This is a genomic window from Streptomyces sp. NBC_00727 (assembly GCF_045161745.1).
Taxonomy (GTDB): Bacteria; Actinomycetota; Actinomycetes; order Streptomycetales; family Streptomycetaceae; genus Streptomyces.
Genome location: NZ_CP108981.1, coordinates 4,927,137 through 4,944,342 on the forward strand (window position 1 = coordinate 4,927,137; position 17,206 = coordinate 4,944,342).

The 17,206-nt window shown below is 71.1% G+C and carries 12 protein-coding genes; 3 read left to right on the top strand and 9 right to left on the bottom strand.

All coding sequences use genetic code 11. The features are described 5' to 3' along the window. Positions 1-20: 20 nt before the first annotated feature. Positions 21-3,008, top strand: coding sequence for an FxSxx-COOH system tetratricopeptide repeat protein (gene fxsT / locus OG242_RS22500; protein WP_405899866.1), 2,988 nt, complete (start codon positions 21-23; stop codon positions 3,006-3,008). A 77-nt stretch (positions 3,009-3,085) separates the two neighbouring features. Here fxsT and OG242_RS22505 read toward each other — a convergent pair whose 3' ends face one another. From OG242_RS22505 to OG242_RS22530, 6 genes are all read right to left on the bottom strand, one after another. Then, positions 3,086-6,946, bottom strand: coding sequence for a multifunctional oxoglutarate decarboxylase/oxoglutarate dehydrogenase thiamine pyrophosphate-binding subunit/dihydrolipoyllysine-residue succinyltransferase subunit (locus tag OG242_RS22505; RefSeq protein ID WP_405899867.1), 3,861 nt, complete (start codon positions 6,944-6,946; stop codon positions 3,086-3,088). Between the two features lie 257 nt (positions 6,947-7,203). Further along, the gene (locus OG242_RS22510) at positions 7,204-8,280 is read right to left on the bottom strand and encodes an ATP-binding protein (protein ID WP_405899868.1); all 1,077 of its coding nucleotides are present in this window, start codon (positions 8,278-8,280) and stop codon (positions 7,204-7,206) included. Further along, positions 8,277-9,014 carry a response regulator transcription factor gene (locus OG242_RS22515; protein ID WP_014154105.1) on the bottom strand — a complete coding sequence of 246 codons (738 nt, stop codon included), beginning with the start codon at positions 9,012-9,014 and terminating at the stop codon, positions 8,277-8,279. Before OG242_RS22515 ends, OG242_RS22510 begins: the two co-directional genes overlap by 4 nt. 235 nt (positions 9,015-9,249) lie before the next feature. Then, complete coding sequence (locus tag OG242_RS22520; RefSeq protein ID WP_405899869.1) at positions 9,250-9,942, bottom strand: spermidine synthase; 693 nt, start codon at positions 9,940-9,942, stop codon at positions 9,250-9,252. A 96-nt stretch (positions 9,943-10,038) separates the two neighbouring features. Beyond that, entirely contained in the window at positions 10,039-10,617 is a 579-nt protein-coding gene (locus tag OG242_RS22525) for a cysteine hydrolase family protein (RefSeq protein WP_405899870.1), read from the bottom strand. Between the two features lie 52 nt (positions 10,618-10,669). After that, the gene (locus OG242_RS22530) at positions 10,670-11,071 is read right to left on the bottom strand and encodes a DUF4259 domain-containing protein (protein ID WP_405899871.1); all 402 of its coding nucleotides are present in this window, start codon (positions 11,069-11,071) and stop codon (positions 10,670-10,672) included. A gap of 189 nt (positions 11,072-11,260) precedes the next feature. Here OG242_RS22530 and lon point away from each other — a divergent pair, with 189 nt between their 5' ends. Further along, positions 11,261-13,681, top strand: a complete 2,421-nt coding sequence (gene lon / locus OG242_RS22535; protein ID WP_405899872.1) for an endopeptidase La — start codon at positions 11,261-11,263, stop codon at positions 13,679-13,681. A gap of 83 nt (positions 13,682-13,764) precedes the next feature. Here the strand turns inward: lon and OG242_RS22540 are convergent, their stop codons facing one another. Together OG242_RS22540 and OG242_RS22545 are read right to left on the bottom strand one after the other, a co-directional pair. After that, positions 13,765-14,445, bottom strand: coding sequence for a polysaccharide deacetylase family protein (locus OG242_RS22540; protein WP_405901699.1), 681 nt, complete (start codon positions 14,443-14,445; stop codon positions 13,765-13,767). 282 nt (positions 14,446-14,727) lie between these two features. Then, positions 14,728-15,570: a lysozyme gene (locus OG242_RS22545; protein ID WP_405899873.1), complete on the bottom strand. Its 843-nt coding sequence runs from the start codon at positions 15,568-15,570 to the stop codon at positions 14,728-14,730. Positions 15,571-15,810: 240 nt separating this feature from the next. Between OG242_RS22545 and OG242_RS22550 the strand changes: the two genes are divergently transcribed. Beyond that, positions 15,811-16,293 carry a MarR family winged helix-turn-helix transcriptional regulator gene (locus tag OG242_RS22550; RefSeq protein WP_405899874.1) on the top strand — a complete coding sequence of 161 codons (483 nt, stop codon included), beginning with the start codon at positions 15,811-15,813 and terminating at the stop codon, positions 16,291-16,293. A gap of 15 nt (positions 16,294-16,308) precedes the next feature. Here the strand turns inward: OG242_RS22550 and OG242_RS22555 are convergent, their stop codons facing one another. Further along, positions 16,309-17,091, bottom strand: a complete 783-nt coding sequence (locus tag OG242_RS22555) for a hypothetical protein (RefSeq protein ID WP_405899875.1) — start codon at positions 17,089-17,091, stop codon at positions 16,309-16,311. Positions 17,092-17,206: the final 115 nt, after the last annotated feature.

The window sequence follows — 17,206 nt, forward strand, 5'->3', positions numbered from 1 at the left end:
CGAGGCAGGGAGACGGCTGAATGCCCGGAACGCGTAAGCCAGTTGGAGTAGCCGGGGCGAACACCGTCACGATCAGTTTCGCCGGCTTCAACCGCGCCTGGGCGGCGTGGATCGCGGACCGTCTGGAGCGGCGCGGGGTGACGGTCGTCCAGCAGCGCTGGGACCCGCCGGTCTCGGTCCCGCTGGAGGAGGCGCTGCGCGACCTGACGCTGGCGCGCGGACGGGTCCTGGTGGTCCTCAGTGACTGGTACTTCCAGCTCGGCCCCCGGAGCCACGACGAGTGGAACCGGGCGCTGCGCTCCGAAGTCGCCCCGGACCCCGACCGGTTCGCCGCCGTCTGCGTCACCACCTCCGCGCTCCCCGGAGCCACATCCGCATTCGGCGCGGCCGACCTCACCAACGTCGGCGCCGAGGAGGCGGAGCGGCGGCTCCTCGTACGTCTCGGACTGCCCACCGACCCGCTGCCCGAGGGCACCTCGTCGGGGCCGCGGTTCCCGTCCGACACCCCGCAGGTGTGGGGCGGGGTGCCGCGCCGCAACATCCGGTTCACCGGCCGGGAGCAGCTGCTCACCGACACCTACCGGGCGCTCCAGGAGTCGGGGTCGGGCGCGGGGGTCGTGACCCTGCACGGCATGTCCGGCGTCGGCAAGACGCAACTGGCCGCGGAGTACGTCTACCGCTTCGGCTCCGAGTACGACGTGGTCTGGTGGGTGCCCGCCGACCGGCGCGCGCTCTACCGGCAGAAGCTCGCCGAACTCGCGCCCGAACTGGGCCTGTCCACCGGCGCCGAATACGGCGAACGGCTGCGTGCCGTACGCGACTCGCTGCGCCGGGGCGACCCGCACGCCCACTGGCTGCTGATCCTGGACGGCGCCGACGAACCCGAGCAGATCTGGGACCTGGTGCCCACCGGCCCGGGACACGTCCTCATCACCTCCCGCAACCCCGAGTGGAGCGAGCACAACAGCAACCTCGTCGAGGTGCCCGTCTACCGGCGCGACGAGTCCGTGGCCTTCATCCGCCGCCGGGCGCCGCGCCTGAGCCCGGCGGAGGCCGACCAGCTCGCCGAGGCACTCGAAGACCTGCCGCTGCTCCTCGACCAGACCGCCGGCTGGCTCAACGACTCGGACCTGTCGGTGGAGGAGTACATCGAACTCCTCGAAGGCGGAATCGACCAGGACGTCGTCAAGGTGTCCGCGGACTTCCCGCTCGCCTTCCAGACCGCCTGGTCGATACTGCTGAACAAGCTCAGGGACACCGTCCCCGAGTCCGTCGACCTGCTGCGCCTCTGCAGTTTCTTCGCACCCGGCTCCATCCCCGTACGGCTCCTGAAGGAGATGCCGCCGGGGGACCTGCCGGAACAGGTCTCCGGGCTGATGAGCGACCCCCTGCTGTGGAACAAGGCGATCAACCAGCTCCGTCAGTACTCCGTGGTCCGGCTGGAATCCCATGAATCGGGCATCGATGCGGCATCCTCCGGGGAGTCCATCTACATGCACCGCATGGTCCACCAGATCATCGGGCACGACATGACGGAGGAGAACCGCGAGGAGTTCATCGACGTCGTCCGGCGCGCCCTGGCGGCGGCCGATCCGGGACGCCCCACCGACACCCGTCTGTGGCCCGCGTACGCCGAGATCACCCCGCACCTGAAGTGGGCCGACGTGCTGAAGAGCACCGACCCGGCGGTGCAGACCCTGGTGCTCAACTGCCTGCGCTACATGTACCTCTCGGGCGAGTACCGGGCCGGCATCAAGCTCGGCGAACGCGCCATGGCCGCCTGGCGGGAGCTGTTCGGCGAGGACCACCCCAGGGTCTGGGACCTCAGCTACCACTACGCCAACCTGCTGAGGGCCGTCGGTGACTACGCGGCCACCGAGGCCATCGAACGCGCGGCGGTGGAGCATCTGCGCGCCGAGCGCGGCACCCAGGATCTGGAACACCTGCGCGCCTCCGGCGGACTGGCCGCCGACCTGCGCGGCCTCGGTCGCTACGACGAGGCGCTGGAGCTCTCCCAGCGGCTCCTGGCCGGCTACCACGACCTGCTCGGCGACCAGGACTCGCGCACGCTCAACGCGCAGAACAACCTGGCCGTGACGCTTCGGCTGCTGGGCCGGTACCGGGATTCCCTCGAACTCGACGGGCGCACTCTGGACGCACGCCGCCAGTTGCTGCGCCAGCGGCACGCCTGGACCCTGTCCTCCGAGATCAGCTACTCCATCGACCTGCGCCTCCTCGGCCGTTACAACGAGGCGTTCTCCCTCCAGAACCAGAGCGCCCAGGTGCACCGGCGTGTCCTGGGGCCGGACAACCCGCAGACCTTGTGCGCCGAGCACAACCTCGCGCTGTGCCACTACCGCGACGGCGAACGCGCCAAGGCCGCCGCCCTGTTCACCCGCGTCCTGGAGCGAGGGGAACGCGTGCTGGGTGAGAGCGACCCGTTGACGATGATGTTCGCGGCCGGCCAGAGCTGTTTCGCCCGCGAGCACGGCAACATCGACCAGGCGAGGGCCATAAGCGAGAAGGTCGTGAACGGGTACGCGGACATGCTCGGCGAGGACCACCCGTACTCGGCGGGCACACGGTCCAACCACGCCTTGATCCTGCGTAACGTGGGGGAGCGGGAGCACGCCCACGTGCTGTTGGAGGAAGCGCTGGCCGGCATGACGCGGGCCGTCGGCGAGCACCATCCGTGGACGCTGGGCTGCGGCATCAACGCCTCGGCGCTGCGGAACCTCGTGGGCGACCCCGAGGGTGCGGCCGCGCTGACGGACTCCGTCATCACCCGCGCCGTGGAGGTCCTGGGCCGGACCCACCCGCTGACACTGTCCGCCCGTATCGCCCACGCCGCCGACCTGCGCGGTCTCCGCGACCGGCAGAAGGCCGAGAAGATCGAGAACGAGGCCCTGGAAGACCTGGCGGCAACCCTCGGCGCTCAGCACGTCCACACCGTCTCGGCCCGCTCCCGCAACCGCCCTTACTGGGACTTCGAGCCGCTGACCACCTGAACCGCCTCGCCCACGCCCAGGGGCCCGTCCCGCGATCACCTCGCGGGACGGGCCCCTGGTTCGTGCGACGCCGCCGGTCAGGCCTCGAAGACCTCCTCGACCAGCTGGGTCTGCTCCGCCTGGTGGCGCTTGGCCGAGCCGACCGCCGGGGACGAGCCGCGCGGGCGCGAGATGCGGCGCAGGCGCTCGCCGTGCGGCACGTCCGCGCCGACGGCCAGGTCCAGGTGGTCGATCAGGTTCAGGGCGATGAACGGCCAGGCGCCCTGGTTGGCCGGCTCCTCCTGGGCCCACAGGTACTTCGCCGCGTTCGGGTACTTGGCGATCTCGGCCTGGATCTCGGCACCCGGCAGCGGGTACAGGCGCTCCAGGCGGATGATCGCGGTCTCCGTGTCGCCACGCTTCTGGCGCTCGGCCTCAAGGTCGTAGTAGACCTTGCCGGCGCAGAAGACGACCTTGCGGACCGCGCTCGGCTCGACCGTGTCGTCGCCGATGACCGGGCGGAAGCCGCCGGTCGTGAACTCCTCCACCTTCGACGCGGCCGCCTTGAGGCGGAGCATCGACTTCGGGGTGAAGACGATCAGCGGCTTGTGGTGCGGGTTGTGCACCTGCCACCGCAGGAGGTGGAAGTAGTTCGACGGCAGGGTCGGCATCGCGACCGTCATGTTGTCCTGAGCGCACATCTGGAGGAAGCGCTCCGGGCGCGCGGACGAGTGGTCCGGGCCCTGGCCCTCGTAGCCGTGCGGCAGGAGCAGCGTGACGCCGGAGGTCTGGCCCCACTTCTGCTCGGCCGAGGAGATGAACTCGTCGACGACGGTCTGCGCGCCGTTGACGAAGTCACCGAACTGGGCCTCCCAGATGACCAGCGACTCCGGACGGGCCAGCGAGTAGCCGTACTCGAAGCCCATCGCCGCGTACTCGCTGAGGAGCGAGTCGTAGACGTTGTAACGGGCCTGCTCGTCCGTCAGGTAGAGGAGCGGGGTGTAGTCCTCGCCCGTGACCTGGTCCACCAGCACCGCGTGGCGCTGGCCGAAGGTGCCGCGGCGGCTGTCCTGGCCGGCGAGCCGGACCGGGGTGCCCTCCATCAGCAGCGAACCGATGGCCAGGGTCTCGCCCATGCCCCAGTCGATCGTGCCGTTCTCCACCGAGGCGGCACGGCGCTGCATCTGCGGCATCAGGCGCGGGTGCACGGTGATCGACTCGGGGATGTTGACCTGGGACTCGGCGATCCGCTTGACGACCTCGGCGGAGACCGCGGTGTTCACGGCGACCGGGAAGTGGGCCTGCGGGTCGGAGACGTGCGGCTGCGCCGGCTGCGAGGTGGCCTCGCGGACCTCGGCGAAGACCTTCTCCAGCTGGCCCTGGAAGTCCTGGAGCGCCTGCTCCGCCTCTTCCAGGGTGATGTCGCCGCGACCGATCAGGGACTCGGTGTAGAGCTTGCGCACCGAGCGCTTCTTGTCGATCAGCGTGTACATCTGCGGGTTGGTGAACTCCGGGTTGTCGCCCTCGTTGTGACCGCGGCGGCGGTAGCAGATGAGGTCGATCACGACGTCCTTGTTGAACGCCTGGCGGAACTCGAAGGCGAGCCGGGCCACCCGGACGACGGCCTCGGGGTCGTCGCCGTTGACGTGGATGATCGGCGCCTCGATCATGCGCGCCACGTCGGTGGCGTACATCGAGGAGCGCGAGGACTCCGGGGCGGCGGTGAAGCCGACCTGGTTGTTGATCACCACGTGCACGGTGCCACCGGTGCGGTAGCCGCGCAGCTGCGACATGTTGAGCGTCTCGGCGACGACGCCCTGGCCCGCGAAGGCCGCGTCGCCGTGCAGGGCGACGGGCAGGACGGTGAAGTCCGTGCCGCCCTTGTTGATGATGTCCTGCTTGGCGCGGGCGATGCCCTCCAGGACCGGGTCGACCGCCTCCAGGTGCGAGGGGTTGGCGGCCAGCGAGACCTTGATCTGCTCGCCGTCCAGACCGGTGAAGGTGCCCTCGGCGCCCAGGTGGTACTTGACGTCGCCGGAGCCGTGCATCGAGCGCGGGTCGAGGTTGCCCTCGAACTCGCGGAAGATCTGGGCGTACGACTTGCCCACGATGTTCGCGAGGACGTTCAGGCGGCCGCGGTGGGCCATGCCGATGACGACCTCGTCGAGGCGGGCCTCGGCGGCGGAGTCGATGACCGCGTCGAGCAACGGGATGACGGACTCGCCGCCCTCCAGCGAGAACCGCTTCTGGCCGACGTACTTGGTCTGCAGGAACGTCTCGAACGCCTCGGCGGCGTTGAGCCGGCGCAGGATGCGCAGCTGCTCCTCGCGCTCGGGCTTGGGGCGCGGGCGCTCCACCCGGTCCTGGAGCCACTTGCGCTGCTTCGGGTCCTGGATGTGCATGAACTCGATGCCGGTGGTGCGGCAGTACGACTCGCGCAGCACGCCGAGGATGTCGCGGAGCTTCATCATCGACTTGCCGGCGAACCCGCCGACCGCGAAGTCCCGCTCCAGGTCCCACAGGGTGAGGCCGTGCTCGGTGATGTCCAGGTCGGGGTGCTTGCGCTGGTGGTACTCCAGCGGGTCGGTGTCGGCCATGACGTGGCCGCGGACCCGGTAGGAGTGGATCAGCTCGAAGACCCGCGCGGCCTTGGTGACGTCGTCGTCGTGCGAGGCGTCGATGTCCTTGAGCCAGCGGACCGGCTCGTAGGGGATGCGCAGCGCCTTGAAGATCTCGTCGTAGAACTCGTTCTCGCCGAGCAGCAGCTGGGAGAGGATGCGCAGGAACTCGCCGGAGGCGGCGCCCTGGATGACGCGGTGGTCGTACGTCGAGGTCAGGGTCATGACCTTGGAGATGCCCAGCTTGTTCAGGGTGTCCTGCGAGGTGCCCTGGAACTCGGCGGGGTAGTCCATCGCACCGACGCCCATGATGAGGCCCTGTCCGGGCATCAGGCGGGGCACGGAGTGGACGGTGCCGATGCCGCCGGGGTTGGTCAGCGAGGCGGTGACGCCGGTGAAGTCGTCCATGCCGAGCTTGCCGTTGCGGGCGCGGCGGACGATGTCCTCGTAGGCCTGCCAGAACTCGAAGAAGTTGAGCGTCTCGGCCTTCTTGATGGCCGCGACGACCAACTGGCGGTCGCCGTTCGGCTTCACCAGGTCGATGGCGAGGCCGAGGTTGACGTGCTCCGGCTTGACGAGGGTCGGCTTGCCGTCCTTCTCCGTGAAGGAGTAGTTCATGGCCGGCATGGCCTTGAGCGCCTGCACCATCGCGTACCCGATGAGGTGCGTGAAGGAGATCTTCCCGCCGCGGGCGCGCTTGAGGTGGTTGTTGATGACGATGCGGTTGTCGAAGAGCAGCTTCACCGGGACGGCGCGCACGGACGTGGCCGTGGGCAGCTCCAGGGAGGCGTTCATGTTCTTCGCGACCGCGGCGGACGGGCCGCGCAGCGTCACGTACTCGGGACCGCCCGGGGCCTCGGTGTCCGCGGCGGCCTTGGCCTTCGCGGCCGGGGCCTTGGCGGCGGGGGCCTTCGCGGCCGGGGCCTTGGCGGCGGGGGCCTTCGCGGCCGGAGCCGGGGCGGCCTGCGCCGGGGCCTTCGGGGCGGCGGGAGCGGCCGGGGCGGCCTGTGCCGGGGCGGCGGGCGCTGCCGGGGCCTGGGCCGCGGGCTGCGCCGGCGCGGCCGGGGCGGTGTCGCTGGTGGGGGCGGCCGGGGCCGCGGGCGCTGCAGCCCCCGCGGCTGCGGCGCCGGGAACGGGCTTGTCCGCCGTGCCGGTCTTGCCCGGCTTGTAGTCGGCGAAGAAGTCCCACCAGGCGCGATCGACCGAATTCGGGTCCTGGAGGTACTGCTGGTAGATCTCGTCGACGAGCCACTCATTGGCGCCGAAAGCCGCGGCCGGGTTGGTGCCCGGGCCGGCCTGGTCGGTCGAGATGCTCGAGTTACTGGGGGACTGAGACGACACGGCGGTGACCGCCCTCTTCCGCTTCGCAAGGTGATGGACAGCGGGAATCAAGGCTACGCCTCCCCGGCCGTTCCTTGCAGGCCGGGGAGGTCTTCGTCGTGCAAGTCACATCGGAAGCCGGGTTTCGGCACAGGAAATGGCGGGAAACAAGCATGGTTCCGCTTCACTCCGGGTACGCGAGGCCGCCGCAGCGGCCCCCTGGACCGTACCCCTTGAGGAGAACACGCAGAACGTGCCCTTCCGGTTCGAACCCTATGTCAACCTCGCGGTTGAGGAATCCCCGGAAGGGTGACGCGTATGCGGCAGCCGCGAGCAGATTCGGCCACTCCGATCCGGCCGCCGTGCAGATCCACCGCCCAGCGCGCGATCGCCAGGCCCAGACCCGTACCGCCGTCGCTGCCCGGACCGTGCGGGGAGGCCACCTCGCCCCGGTTGAAACGCTCGAAGACCCGGTGGCGCTCGGACTCCGGGATGCCCGGGCCCTCGTCGACCACCTCCAGGTGCAGGGACTCCGGCTGCGCGCCGCGCCGGGCCAGCACCGTGACCCGGCCGTGCGGCGGGCTGTGCTTGACGGCGTTGTCGATGAGATTGGCCACCACCTGGTGCAGCCGCTCGGCGTCCGCGTGCGCGGTCAGCTCCGGCGGCGACACGTCCAGGTGCAGGTGCACGTCCGTACGGGAGTGGTTGCCGGACCCGGAGGAGAGCCGGCGGTGCGCGGCGGCGAGGTTCGCCTCCTTCAGCACCCCCGACAGATACGGCCACACCTCGAAGCGGTTGGCCTTCAGCGTCACCACGCCGTTGTCCAGCCGGGACAGGTCGAGCAGCGTCTCCACCAGCCGACCCAGGCGCTCCGTCTGTTTCAGCGCGGTCCGCATCGTCTCCGGGTCGGCCGAGGACACCCCGTCCACGACGTTCTCCAGGACGGCTCTCAGCGCCGCGATGGGAGTCCGTAGCTCGTGCGAGACATTCGCCACCAGCTCCTTGCGGTGCCGGTCCACCGCCGCCAGGTCGTCGGCCATCAGGTTGATGGTCTGCGCCAGGTCGCCGAGCTCGTCGCGCCGGCCCGCCCCGTTGACCCGCCGGGTGTAGTCCCCGTGCGAGATCGACCGGGCCACCGCGCGCATCTCGTCCAGCGGCGCGGTCAGGCCGTGCGCCACGAACTGGGTGATCAGCAGGGTCGCGATGACCGAGAACACGGTGATGAACCGCAGCTCGGTCCGCGTGCGGAAGGCCACCATGATCAGCCCGGTCGTGATGAACACCGACACCACGACCAGCGTGCCCAGCTTGGCCTTGATCGAGAACGGCCGCAGCCCCGGTCCGGGCGAGGTCATGGCGCGGGGGTCTCCAGGGCGTAGCCGACGCCGTGCACGGTACGGATGCGCTCCGCGCCGATCTTCCGGCGCAGCGCCTTGATGTGGCTGTCCACGGTCCGGGTGCCCGAGGCGTCCGCCCAGTCCCAGACCTCCGCGAGCAGCTGCTCACGGGAGAGCACCGCGCGCGGCGTGTTCGCCAGGCAGACCAGCAGGTCGAACTCGGTCGGGGTCAGGTGCACGTCGTCGGCGCGGACCCGCACCCGGCGCTGCGCGTGGTCGATCTCCAGCTCGCCGAGGCGCAGTATGCCGCTGCGCGGCGTCACGGCGGCCAGCGCGGCCCGCTCCACCCGGCGCAGCAGCACGTGCACCCGGGCGGCCAGCTCACGCATCGAGAACGGCTTGGTCATGTAGTCGTCGGCGCCGACCCCGAGCCCGACGAGCATGTCCGTCTCGTCGTCCCGCGCGGTCAGCATCAGCACCGGCACCGGCCGCTGGGCCTGTACGCGGCGGCAGACCTCCAGGCCGTCGAAGCCGGGCAGCATGATGTCGAGGACCATGAGGTCCGGCTGCCATGCCTCGGCCGCGTCCACGGCCGCCGGGCCGTCGAGAGCGGTCTGCACGAGAAAGCCCTCCGCCCGCAGCCGGGCGGAAATGGCGTCGACGATCGTGGCGTCGTCCTCGACCACCAGCACCCGGCGCTGCGCGCCCGGGGTGGCCGCGACGCCGTTGTGGGTGGTGTGTGTCTGTTCCATCGCCCCGCCCCTGCCCGTTTTCACGGAGGCCACTCCCCCGGACGTACGGTTTTCGCTCGTGAATTTCGTGGGTGATCCCGCTATCGGTCAGCAGCGTAGAGGCAGCGGAGGGTTTCCGGCTACGCAGGGTGCAAGGCCGTCCGGCCCCGGCGGGCGTACGGGGGCGGCGAAGTGTCGCGCTCGCGGGGGCCGGACCCCGGGCGCCCGGGGATCCGCGATGCCCGGCGGGGGGATGTCAGTCCCTGCGGATTGCGAGATGGACCACGTCGGGCACACCTCGGGCAACGCCCACTTCTTCCGCCCTTACCTCCTGGAACCCGGCATTCCGTAGGGCCTGGTCGAATGCGGCGGACGGTTGTGCGGACCACACGGCGAGGACCCCGCCCGGGTTGAGCCGCGCGCGGCAGTCGGCCAGACCGGCGGGGGAGTACAGGTCGTTGTTGTCCTCGGTGACCGTCCAGTCCGGCCCGTTGTCGATGTCCAGACACAATGCGTCGTAACGGTCCGTAGTCGTCCGCAGGTGTGCGACGAGGTCGGTCGTCAGGATCTCCGTACGGGGATCGGCGAGCGCGGGACCCGAGATCCGGTCCAGCGGCCCCTGCCGGTGCCAGTCCACGATCGCCTCCTCCCGCTCCGCCACCGCGATCCGGCCCCACCGGGGCTCGGCGGCGGCCCGGGCGAGCGAGAACCCGACACCGAGTCCCCCGATGAGCACGGAGGGCGCGGACCGGCCGGCCGGCAGCGCGTCCAGCGCCGCGTCGATCAGCAGCCGCTCGGACCGCCCGTCCGAGGTGTCCATCAGGAAGCACCCGTTGGCGATGATCTCGAAGTCCTCCCCGCGTATGCGCAGGACGACCTCCCCGAAGGGTCCCTCGCGGCGGTCCAGGGTGACGGGGGCGTCGGCGTCGGGGCCGAACGTATGGGGCATGGCGCTCAATCTCCGGTGGCCGTGGTCGGTGACCCCGCCATCCTGTCGCGGCGGGACGGGCGGGGCCAGCGAGTTCGTGCGGGGCGGGGAGCGCGGCTACGAGCCCGGCGGGGCCGTGAACCGTACGTCCGCCGCGGGCGTCGTGACGTCGGCGTCCGCGCTGATCGCCCAGGCCGCGACCCGGGACACGACGGCCGCGGGCACCGCCTCGGCGACCCCGGGGGCGGCCGGGACGTCATGGGTGGCGTGGGCGTCGTGCGGGAGGACGACCCGGTAGCCCAGCTCCAGGGCGGTGCGGGCCGTCGCCTGGACGCACATCTCCGACATGACCCCGCAGACGGCGAGCGACTCCACGCCCGCCTCCGTCAGGACGGCGCCCAGGTCCGTGTCCGCGAAGCCGTCGTCCCGGATCTTGCGGATCACGGACTCCCTGGGGCCCGGCTCGACGGGTAGGTGCAGTGCCCAGCCCGGTGTGTGCGGCTCGTCGCCCGCGCCGGGGCCGCCGTCGTTCTGGAGGTGGACGACGACCGCGCCGGCGCGCCGCGCCCGGTCCAGCAGCCCGGCCGTACGGTCCAGCAGCACACCGGCCGCGGGGACGGCCCGGGCGCCGGTCACCCCGTCCTTCTGGACGTCCACGACGATCAGGGCCTGCACGGGGGGCGGGGAGTCGGTCATGCCGCCATCCTGTCCGGCCCGGCGCGCGGGCTCCACGGAATATCGGGGGCGCTCAGGCCCGGGGCATAAGGGTCTCGCGCAGGCGGTTGACGCTCGTATGCCAAGGCCCGTCGTCCGTCTCCTCCCAGAGCTCCAGGGGCTCGGACGGCTCCGTGAGGACCCGGTCCAGGGCCCGGAGCGCGAGTTCGCGCAGGCCGGTCAGATCCGGAAGCGGCTCGTCGGGGCCGTACGCGGAGTCGGCGGTCGCGCCGCCGGGGCACTGCGCCGCGACCAGGGCGGCCGCCGCTATCGCCTCGTTCGCCACGTCCGAGTCCAGGTAGTCCGTGGTGCCCACCGTCTCGGCGAGCGCGGCGCGCACCAGGCCCTCGCGCGCGTCCGGCGCGGCGTCGTCCAGGCCGCCGCACCAGTCGGCGGCGGTGTCGTTGTCGAAGGGGCCCACGTCCCACGTACCCATATGTCTCTCCCTGCCGAGTCGATCTCCTCGATCTCCACGCATCGTGACAGGCGCCACTGACAGTGGCCTTGGAGCGCCCGCCCCGGGTGGCTTCGCCTGATCGCTCAGAGCGAACAGGTCTTGGGGAACATCGAGCGGCTCACATGCATTGAGTCGGTATAGCTCAACTTGACTGCCGAAGGGGAGATCATGGCTACTGAGTCCAACGCCGTCACACCGCTCACCCTGCCCGTGCTGCCGCTCGACGACGAGGTCGTGCTGCCGGGAATGGTGGTGCCGCTCGACCTGTCGGACACCGAGGTGCGCGCCGCCGTGGAGGCCGCGCAGGCCGCGGCCCGGGAGGACGGAGGCAAGCCCGAGGTGCTGCTCGTCCCGCGCATCGACGGGACGTACACCGGGATCGGGGTCCTCGGCACCGTGGAGCAGGTCGGACGGCTCTCCGACGGCGATCCGGGCGCCCTCATCCGGGGCCGCGACCGGGTCCGCGTCGGAGCGGGCACCAGCGGGCCCGGCGCCGCGCTCTGGGTGGAAGGGGTCCGGGTGGACGACACCGTCCCCGACCCCCTGCCCGGGGCCGTCGCCGAGCTGGTCAAGGAGTACAAGGCGCTCGCCACCAGCTGGCTGAAGAAACGCGGCGCCTGGCAGGTCGTGGACCGGGTCCAGCAGATCGAGGGCGTCTCCGCGCTCGCCGACAACTCCGGTTACTCCCCCTTCCTCACCACCGCCCAGAAGGTGCGCCTGCTGGAGACCACCGACCCGGTCGCCCGGCTGAAGCTCGCCATCCAGTGGCTTGGCGAACATCTCGCCGAGCAGGACGTCGCCGAGTCGATCGCCAAGGACGTCCAGGAGGGCGTCGACAAGCAGCAGCGCGAATTCCTGCTGCGGCGCCAGCTCGACGCCGTACGCAAGGAACTGTCCGAGCTCAACGGTGATCCGGAGGACGAGTCCGACGACTACCGGGCCCGCGTCGAGGCCGCCGACCTGCCCGAGCACGTCCGTGAGGCCGCGCTCAAGGAGGTCGAGAAGCTGGAGCGCGCCTCCGACCAGAGCCCCGAGGGCTCCTGGATCAGGACCTGGCTCGACACCGTCCTCGAACTGCCCTGGACCGAGCGGACCGAGGACGCGTACGACATCAAGGGCGCCCAGGAGATCCTGGACGCCGAACACGCGGGCCTGCAGGACGTGAAGGAGCGCATCACCGAGTACCTCGCGGTGCGCAAGCGCCGGGCCGACCGCGGTCTGGGCGTCGTCGGCGGGCGGCGCGGGGGCGCGGTGCTGGCCCTCGTCGGCCCGCCCGGCGTCGGCAAGACCTCCCTCGGGGAGTCCGTGGCGCATGCCATGGGCCGCAAGTTCGTCCGCGTCGCCCTCGGCGGTGTCCGGGACGAGGCGGAGATCCGCGGCCACCGGCGTACGTACGTCGGCGCGCTGCCCGGACGCATCGTCCGCGCCGTCAAGGAGGCCGGTTCGATGAACCCGGTCGTCCTGCTCGACGAGATCGACAAGGTCGGCTCCGACTTCCGGGGCGACCCGGCCGCCGCCCTCCTCGAAGTGCTCGACCCCGCGCAGAACCACACCTTCCGCGACCACTACCTGGAGGTCGAACTCGACCTCAGCGACGTCGTCTTCCTGGCCACCGCCAACGTCCTGGAGGCCATCCCGGAGGCGCTGCTCGACCGCATGGAGCTGGTCAGGCTCGACGGCTACACCGAGGACGAGAAGGTCGTCATCGCCCGCGACCACCTGCTCCCGCGCCAGCTGGAGCGGGCCGGCCTGGAGAAGGACGAGGTCGCGCTCGACGAGCCGGCGCTGCGCAAGCTGGCCGGCGAGTACACCCGCGAGGCCGGTGTACGGAACCTGGAGCGGGCCGTCGCCCGGCTGCTGCGCAAGGTCGCGGCCCAGAGCGAACTGGGCGACCGCGCGCTGCCGTTCACGGTCGGCGCGGACGACCTGCGTGGTCTCATCGGCCGCCCGCACCACGTGCCCGAGTCCGCCCAGGACCCGGCCGAGCGCCGCACCGCGGTGCCGGGCGTGGCCACCGGGCTCGCGGTGACCGGGGCCGGCGGGGACGTCCTCTTCGTGGAGGCGTCGCTGGCCGACCCGGAGACCGGGGCGTCCGGACTGACCCTCACCGGTCAGCTCGGCGACGTCATGAAGGAGTCGGCGCAGATCGCGCTGAGCTTCCTCCGGTCGCACGGCGCGGAGCTGGAGCTGCCGGTCGCGGACCTCAAGGACCGCGGGGCGCACATCCACTTCCCGGCGGGCGCGGTCCCCAAGGACGGCCCGAGCGCCGGCATCACGATGACGACGGCGCTGGCGTCGCTGCTCTCCGGGCGGCTGGTCCGCACGGACGTGGCGATGACCGGTGAGGTGTCGCTGACCGGGCGGGTGCTGCCGATCGGCGGGCTGAAGCAGAAGCTGCTGGCCGCCCACCGCGCGGGCATCACCACCGTGGTGATCCCCAAGCGGAACGAGGCCGACCTGGACGACGTCCCGGCCGAGGTGCTGGAGACCCTGGAGGTCCACCCGGTCACCGACGTCCGCCAGGTCCTGGAGATCGCCCTCGCCCCGGCCTCGGCCCCGGCGGAGCGCAGGATTCCGGCCGCGGCGTAGGGAGTGTCCTGCCGATCACGGCTGGTACGGGCGGCCCGCCTTCCCCACGCGGGGAGGCGGGCCGTTCCGCGTACGAGCGGGTCCTACGGGCGGTAGATCGTGCCCGGGACCGGCTCGGCGGGAGCCATCAGCTGGGGGACCGTCACGAAGGTGTAGCCCTCCTTCTTCAGCGCGTCGATGATGCCGGGCACCGCGGGCACCGTGCCCTTGTAGATGTCGTGCAGCAGGATGATGCCGTCCTTGCCGGCCTGGTCCAGGATCCGCTTCCTGATCAGCGCGGAGTCGGTCGTCGAGTAGTCCTTGGCGGTCGCGCTCCACAGGATCTGGGACAGCCCGAGGTCCTTGCTGATCCCGGAGACGGTGTCGTCGGTGCGGCCCTGCGGCGGGCGCATCAGCCGGGGCTTCTTGCCGGTGATCGCGGCTATCGCGTTCTGCGTCTTCTCCAGCTCGGCGCGTATCTCGGCCGGCTTCTTGTCCGTGAGGATCTCGTGCGACCAGGTGTGGTTGGCGATCTCGTGCCCCTCGGCCGCGAGCCGGCGGACGGTGGCGGGGTGCTTCTTCACGTGGTTTTTGCCGAGCAGGAAGAACGTCGCGTGGACCTTCTTCTCCTTGAGGATGTCCAGCAGACGGGGCGTGTCCTCGCCCGGCCCCGCGTCGAAGGTCAGCGCTATGCACTTGGCCTTCCGGCAGTCCACCGGCCCGAACGACCCCTTGGCGTCCGACGCGGCGTCGGCGCGGGCCGAACCGGGCGCGGTGGTGTCCATCGAACAACCGCTCAGCGTCAGCGTGAGCGCGGTCACAAGGGCGACGGCCAACCCCGTACCGATCGGCTTCCTCTTACTGGGCACGGCGCGCCACTCCCTCGTGTGAACGGGCGCACTGGTGTGCGACCTGGAGCGGCGACTATACCTCTCGTGTATACACTGAGTTCATAGTGGGGTCGGTTTCCCGCCTCGTCCGCGAAACGCCTGGTCAGGGGCGTGGACGCGACGAAGCCCGGCGACGGGGTACGTCACCGGGCTCCGCAGGCCTGAAAGCCGCCGCCGCTATCCGTTGGCGAGTGCCCGCACGCGGTCCAGGGCGCCGTTGAAGTGGTTGTGGTCACCCACCGTCGGGCCGGACGAGGTGTACTGCCAGATCGTGTAGAAGCCCCAGCCGGCCGGGAGCGTGCCGACCGTGCTGTTGTACCGGGCCACCCACAGCGGGTTGGTCGCGCCGAAGCTCGCGTTGTTGCCCGTGCAGGACTGCCACCAGCTGGTCGCGGTGTAGATGACCGCGTCCCGCCCGGTGCGCGCCTTGTACGTGTTCACGAAGTCACGGATCCACGAGACCATCTGGGCCGCGGACTTCCCGTAGCACTGCGCGCCGTACGGGTTCCACTCGATGTCGAGCACGCCCGGCAGGGTCTTGCCGTCCTTGGACCAGCCGCCCCCGTGGTCCACGAAGTAGTTGGCCTGGACGGCGCCGCTCGTGGTGTCGGGTGTGGCGAAGTGGTACGAACCCCGGATCATCCCGACGTTGTACGAGCCGTTGTACTGCTGGGCGAAGTAGGGGTTCGTGTAGTACGTGCCCTCGGTGGCCTTGGTGTAGGCCCACTTGACGCCGCTGTTCCACAGCGTCGACCAGGCGACGTTGCCCTGGTGGCTGCTGACGTCGACGCCCTCGGTCTGGGCGGCGCGGCCTTCGACGGGCAGACCGCCCCTGCCGTCGTGGGCGATGACGCCCATGCCCATGGTGGCGGTGCCGCGGGCGGGAGCGGTGGGGTCGCCGCCGGCCGCGTTCGCCGCGCCGGGCAGGGCGATGAGGAGGGAGAGAGCTGCGAGCAGAGTGCCGGCCGCCGCGAAGCGCGAGCGGCGGGTCGTCTTGGAGCCGGATCTGTGCACGGGCATTGCGTGCCTCCGAGGCCTCAGTGGGGGGATCTGCTGACCCGGGGGGCGCCGCAGGGCGACCCCGGCGGCATGTCATGGTGTGAACATGCCATGCATGACGCTACGCACGTAGACCCGTACGGCGGAAGAGGGCCCGGGCGGTGCCGTTGGTCTACTCCTGCGAAATACTGGCGGAGCTGCGGTGATGGCCGTCGGCGGAAGAAACTTTCATCTGCGGGAAAGCTCTTGAGGGGAGTTGACGTGCACGGCAGCGAAAGCGGGCGTGAACCCGGCGCAACCGGAGGAAGTGGTGTGGACCACGAATTCCTCGCCCTGGAGCTGGAGTTGGCCGTCTTCCTGCGGCGCGCGCGGGCCAGTTCCGGAGAGATGGCGCGCGAGGTGCACCCCGAACTGGAGGCCGCCGCCTACGGCCTCTTCGTACGCCTGGAATCCGCCGGCCGGCAGCGGGCCACCGATCTCGCCGCGTACTTCGGGGTCGGCAAGGCCACCATGAGCCGTCAACTCCGCGCCCTCGAAGCCCTCGGCCTGGTGGCGCGGGAGCCCGACCCCGCCGACGGGCGCGCCTTCCTCGTCCACCTCACCGAGGAGGGCCTCGCCCGCTTCCGCAGCGTCCGCGACGCCCGCCGCGACCGCTACGTCCGCAAGCTCGCCGACTGGGACCGCGCGGAAGTCGCCGAACTGGCCCGGCTGCTGCACCAGCTGAACGCCCGCGCCGAGGACTGAAGGGGCGCCGGGCGCTCACAGCCGGGCGTAGAGCGCCGTCGCGTCGTCGTGGGTCTTGCCGCGCAGGCGCTTACGCTCCGTGTCCGCGGTCTCCAGGGCGCGGACCCGGTCGATCAGGCCCTGCGGGCCCTCCTTCTCCAGCACCCCGAGGCACGCCGCCCAGTCGCCCTCACCGAACATCTCCGTCCACCGGCTCGCCCCGTCCGTCATCGCCGCCAGCGCCCGCACGCCGGCGCGCGGCGTCCGCCCCACGACCGCGCGCTCCGCCACGGCCGGGTCGGCGGCAGCCGTGAAGAAGCCGCCCTCCTTGTTGCGCGCCCGGGCATCGGCCACCGCCTCCGACACCAGCAGCTCCCGGGGCAGCCGGTCCAGCCGGTCGTCCAGGACCGCGCGGACCTCCCCGGCCGGCGACTCGAGCAGCAGCACCGAATCGGACAGCACCAGGTGTTCGATCTCGGCCTCGTCCCAACGCGCCACGACGACGGTTGCCTGTGGCGTACGTACGTGAGAAAGGTCACACGTGGAACGGTGGGCGTCCGCGGTGCGCCGGATGGACTCCGCGAGGATCTCCCGCAAGGTCAGATCCCGCCGTGAACCGGACAGTTCGACCAGCGCCCCGCCCAGCCTCGCGGTGAACCACGGAACCGAGTGCACACAACCGGCGTCACCGCTGGGCGGGGTGACGCCGTCGAGCAGCACCAGCCCCCCGCCCCGACCGGATGCAGGGAGGACGGTGGCCGTCCAGTCCTCGTTCGGGCGATCGGGAGCACCGGCGGCGGTCGCGAGTTCGATACGCATGCGACCAGTCTGCACGATGCCTTCACCGTGCCTGCACGGCACCGGGATTGGTGCGTACCAGCAGGTCAGAAGGTCGGCCGGGCGGAAGGAATCACTCCGCCCCGGGGTGCGGGCG

Excerpts from the sequence above, each read along its gene's own strand:
- OG242_RS22545 (WP_405899873.1), bottom strand. The coding sequence starts at position 15,570 with ATGCCCGTGCACAGATCCGGCTCCAAGACGACCCGCCGCTCGCGCTTC.
- OG242_RS22530 (WP_405899871.1), bottom strand. The coding sequence starts at position 11,071 with ATGGGTACGTGGGACGTGGGCCCCTTCGACAACGACACCGCCGCCGAC.
- fxsT (WP_405899866.1), top strand. The coding sequence starts at position 21 with ATGCCCGGAACGCGTAAGCCAGTTGGAGTAGCCGGGGCGAACACCGTC.
- OG242_RS22520 (WP_405899869.1), bottom strand. The coding sequence starts at position 9,942 with ATGCCCCATACGTTCGGCCCCGACGCCGACGCCCCCGTCACCCTGGAC.
- OG242_RS22540 (WP_405901699.1), bottom strand. The coding sequence starts at position 14,445 with ATGGACACCACCGCGCCCGGTTCGGCCCGCGCCGACGCCGCGTCGGAC.
- OG242_RS22515 (WP_014154105.1), bottom strand. The coding sequence starts at position 9,014 with ATGGAACAGACACACACCACCCACAACGGCGTCGCGGCCACCCCGGGC.
- OG242_RS22555 (WP_405899875.1), bottom strand. The coding sequence starts at position 17,091 with ATGCGTATCGAACTCGCGACCGCCGCCGGTGCTCCCGATCGCCCGAAC.
- lon (WP_405899872.1), top strand. The coding sequence starts at position 11,261 with ATGGCTACTGAGTCCAACGCCGTCACACCGCTCACCCTGCCCGTGCTG.
- OG242_RS22525 (WP_405899870.1), bottom strand. The coding sequence starts at position 10,617 with ATGACCGACTCCCCGCCCCCCGTGCAGGCCCTGATCGTCGTGGACGTC.
- OG242_RS22510 (WP_405899868.1), bottom strand. The coding sequence starts at position 8,280 with ATGACCTCGCCCGGACCGGGGCTGCGGCCGTTCTCGATCAAGGCCAAG.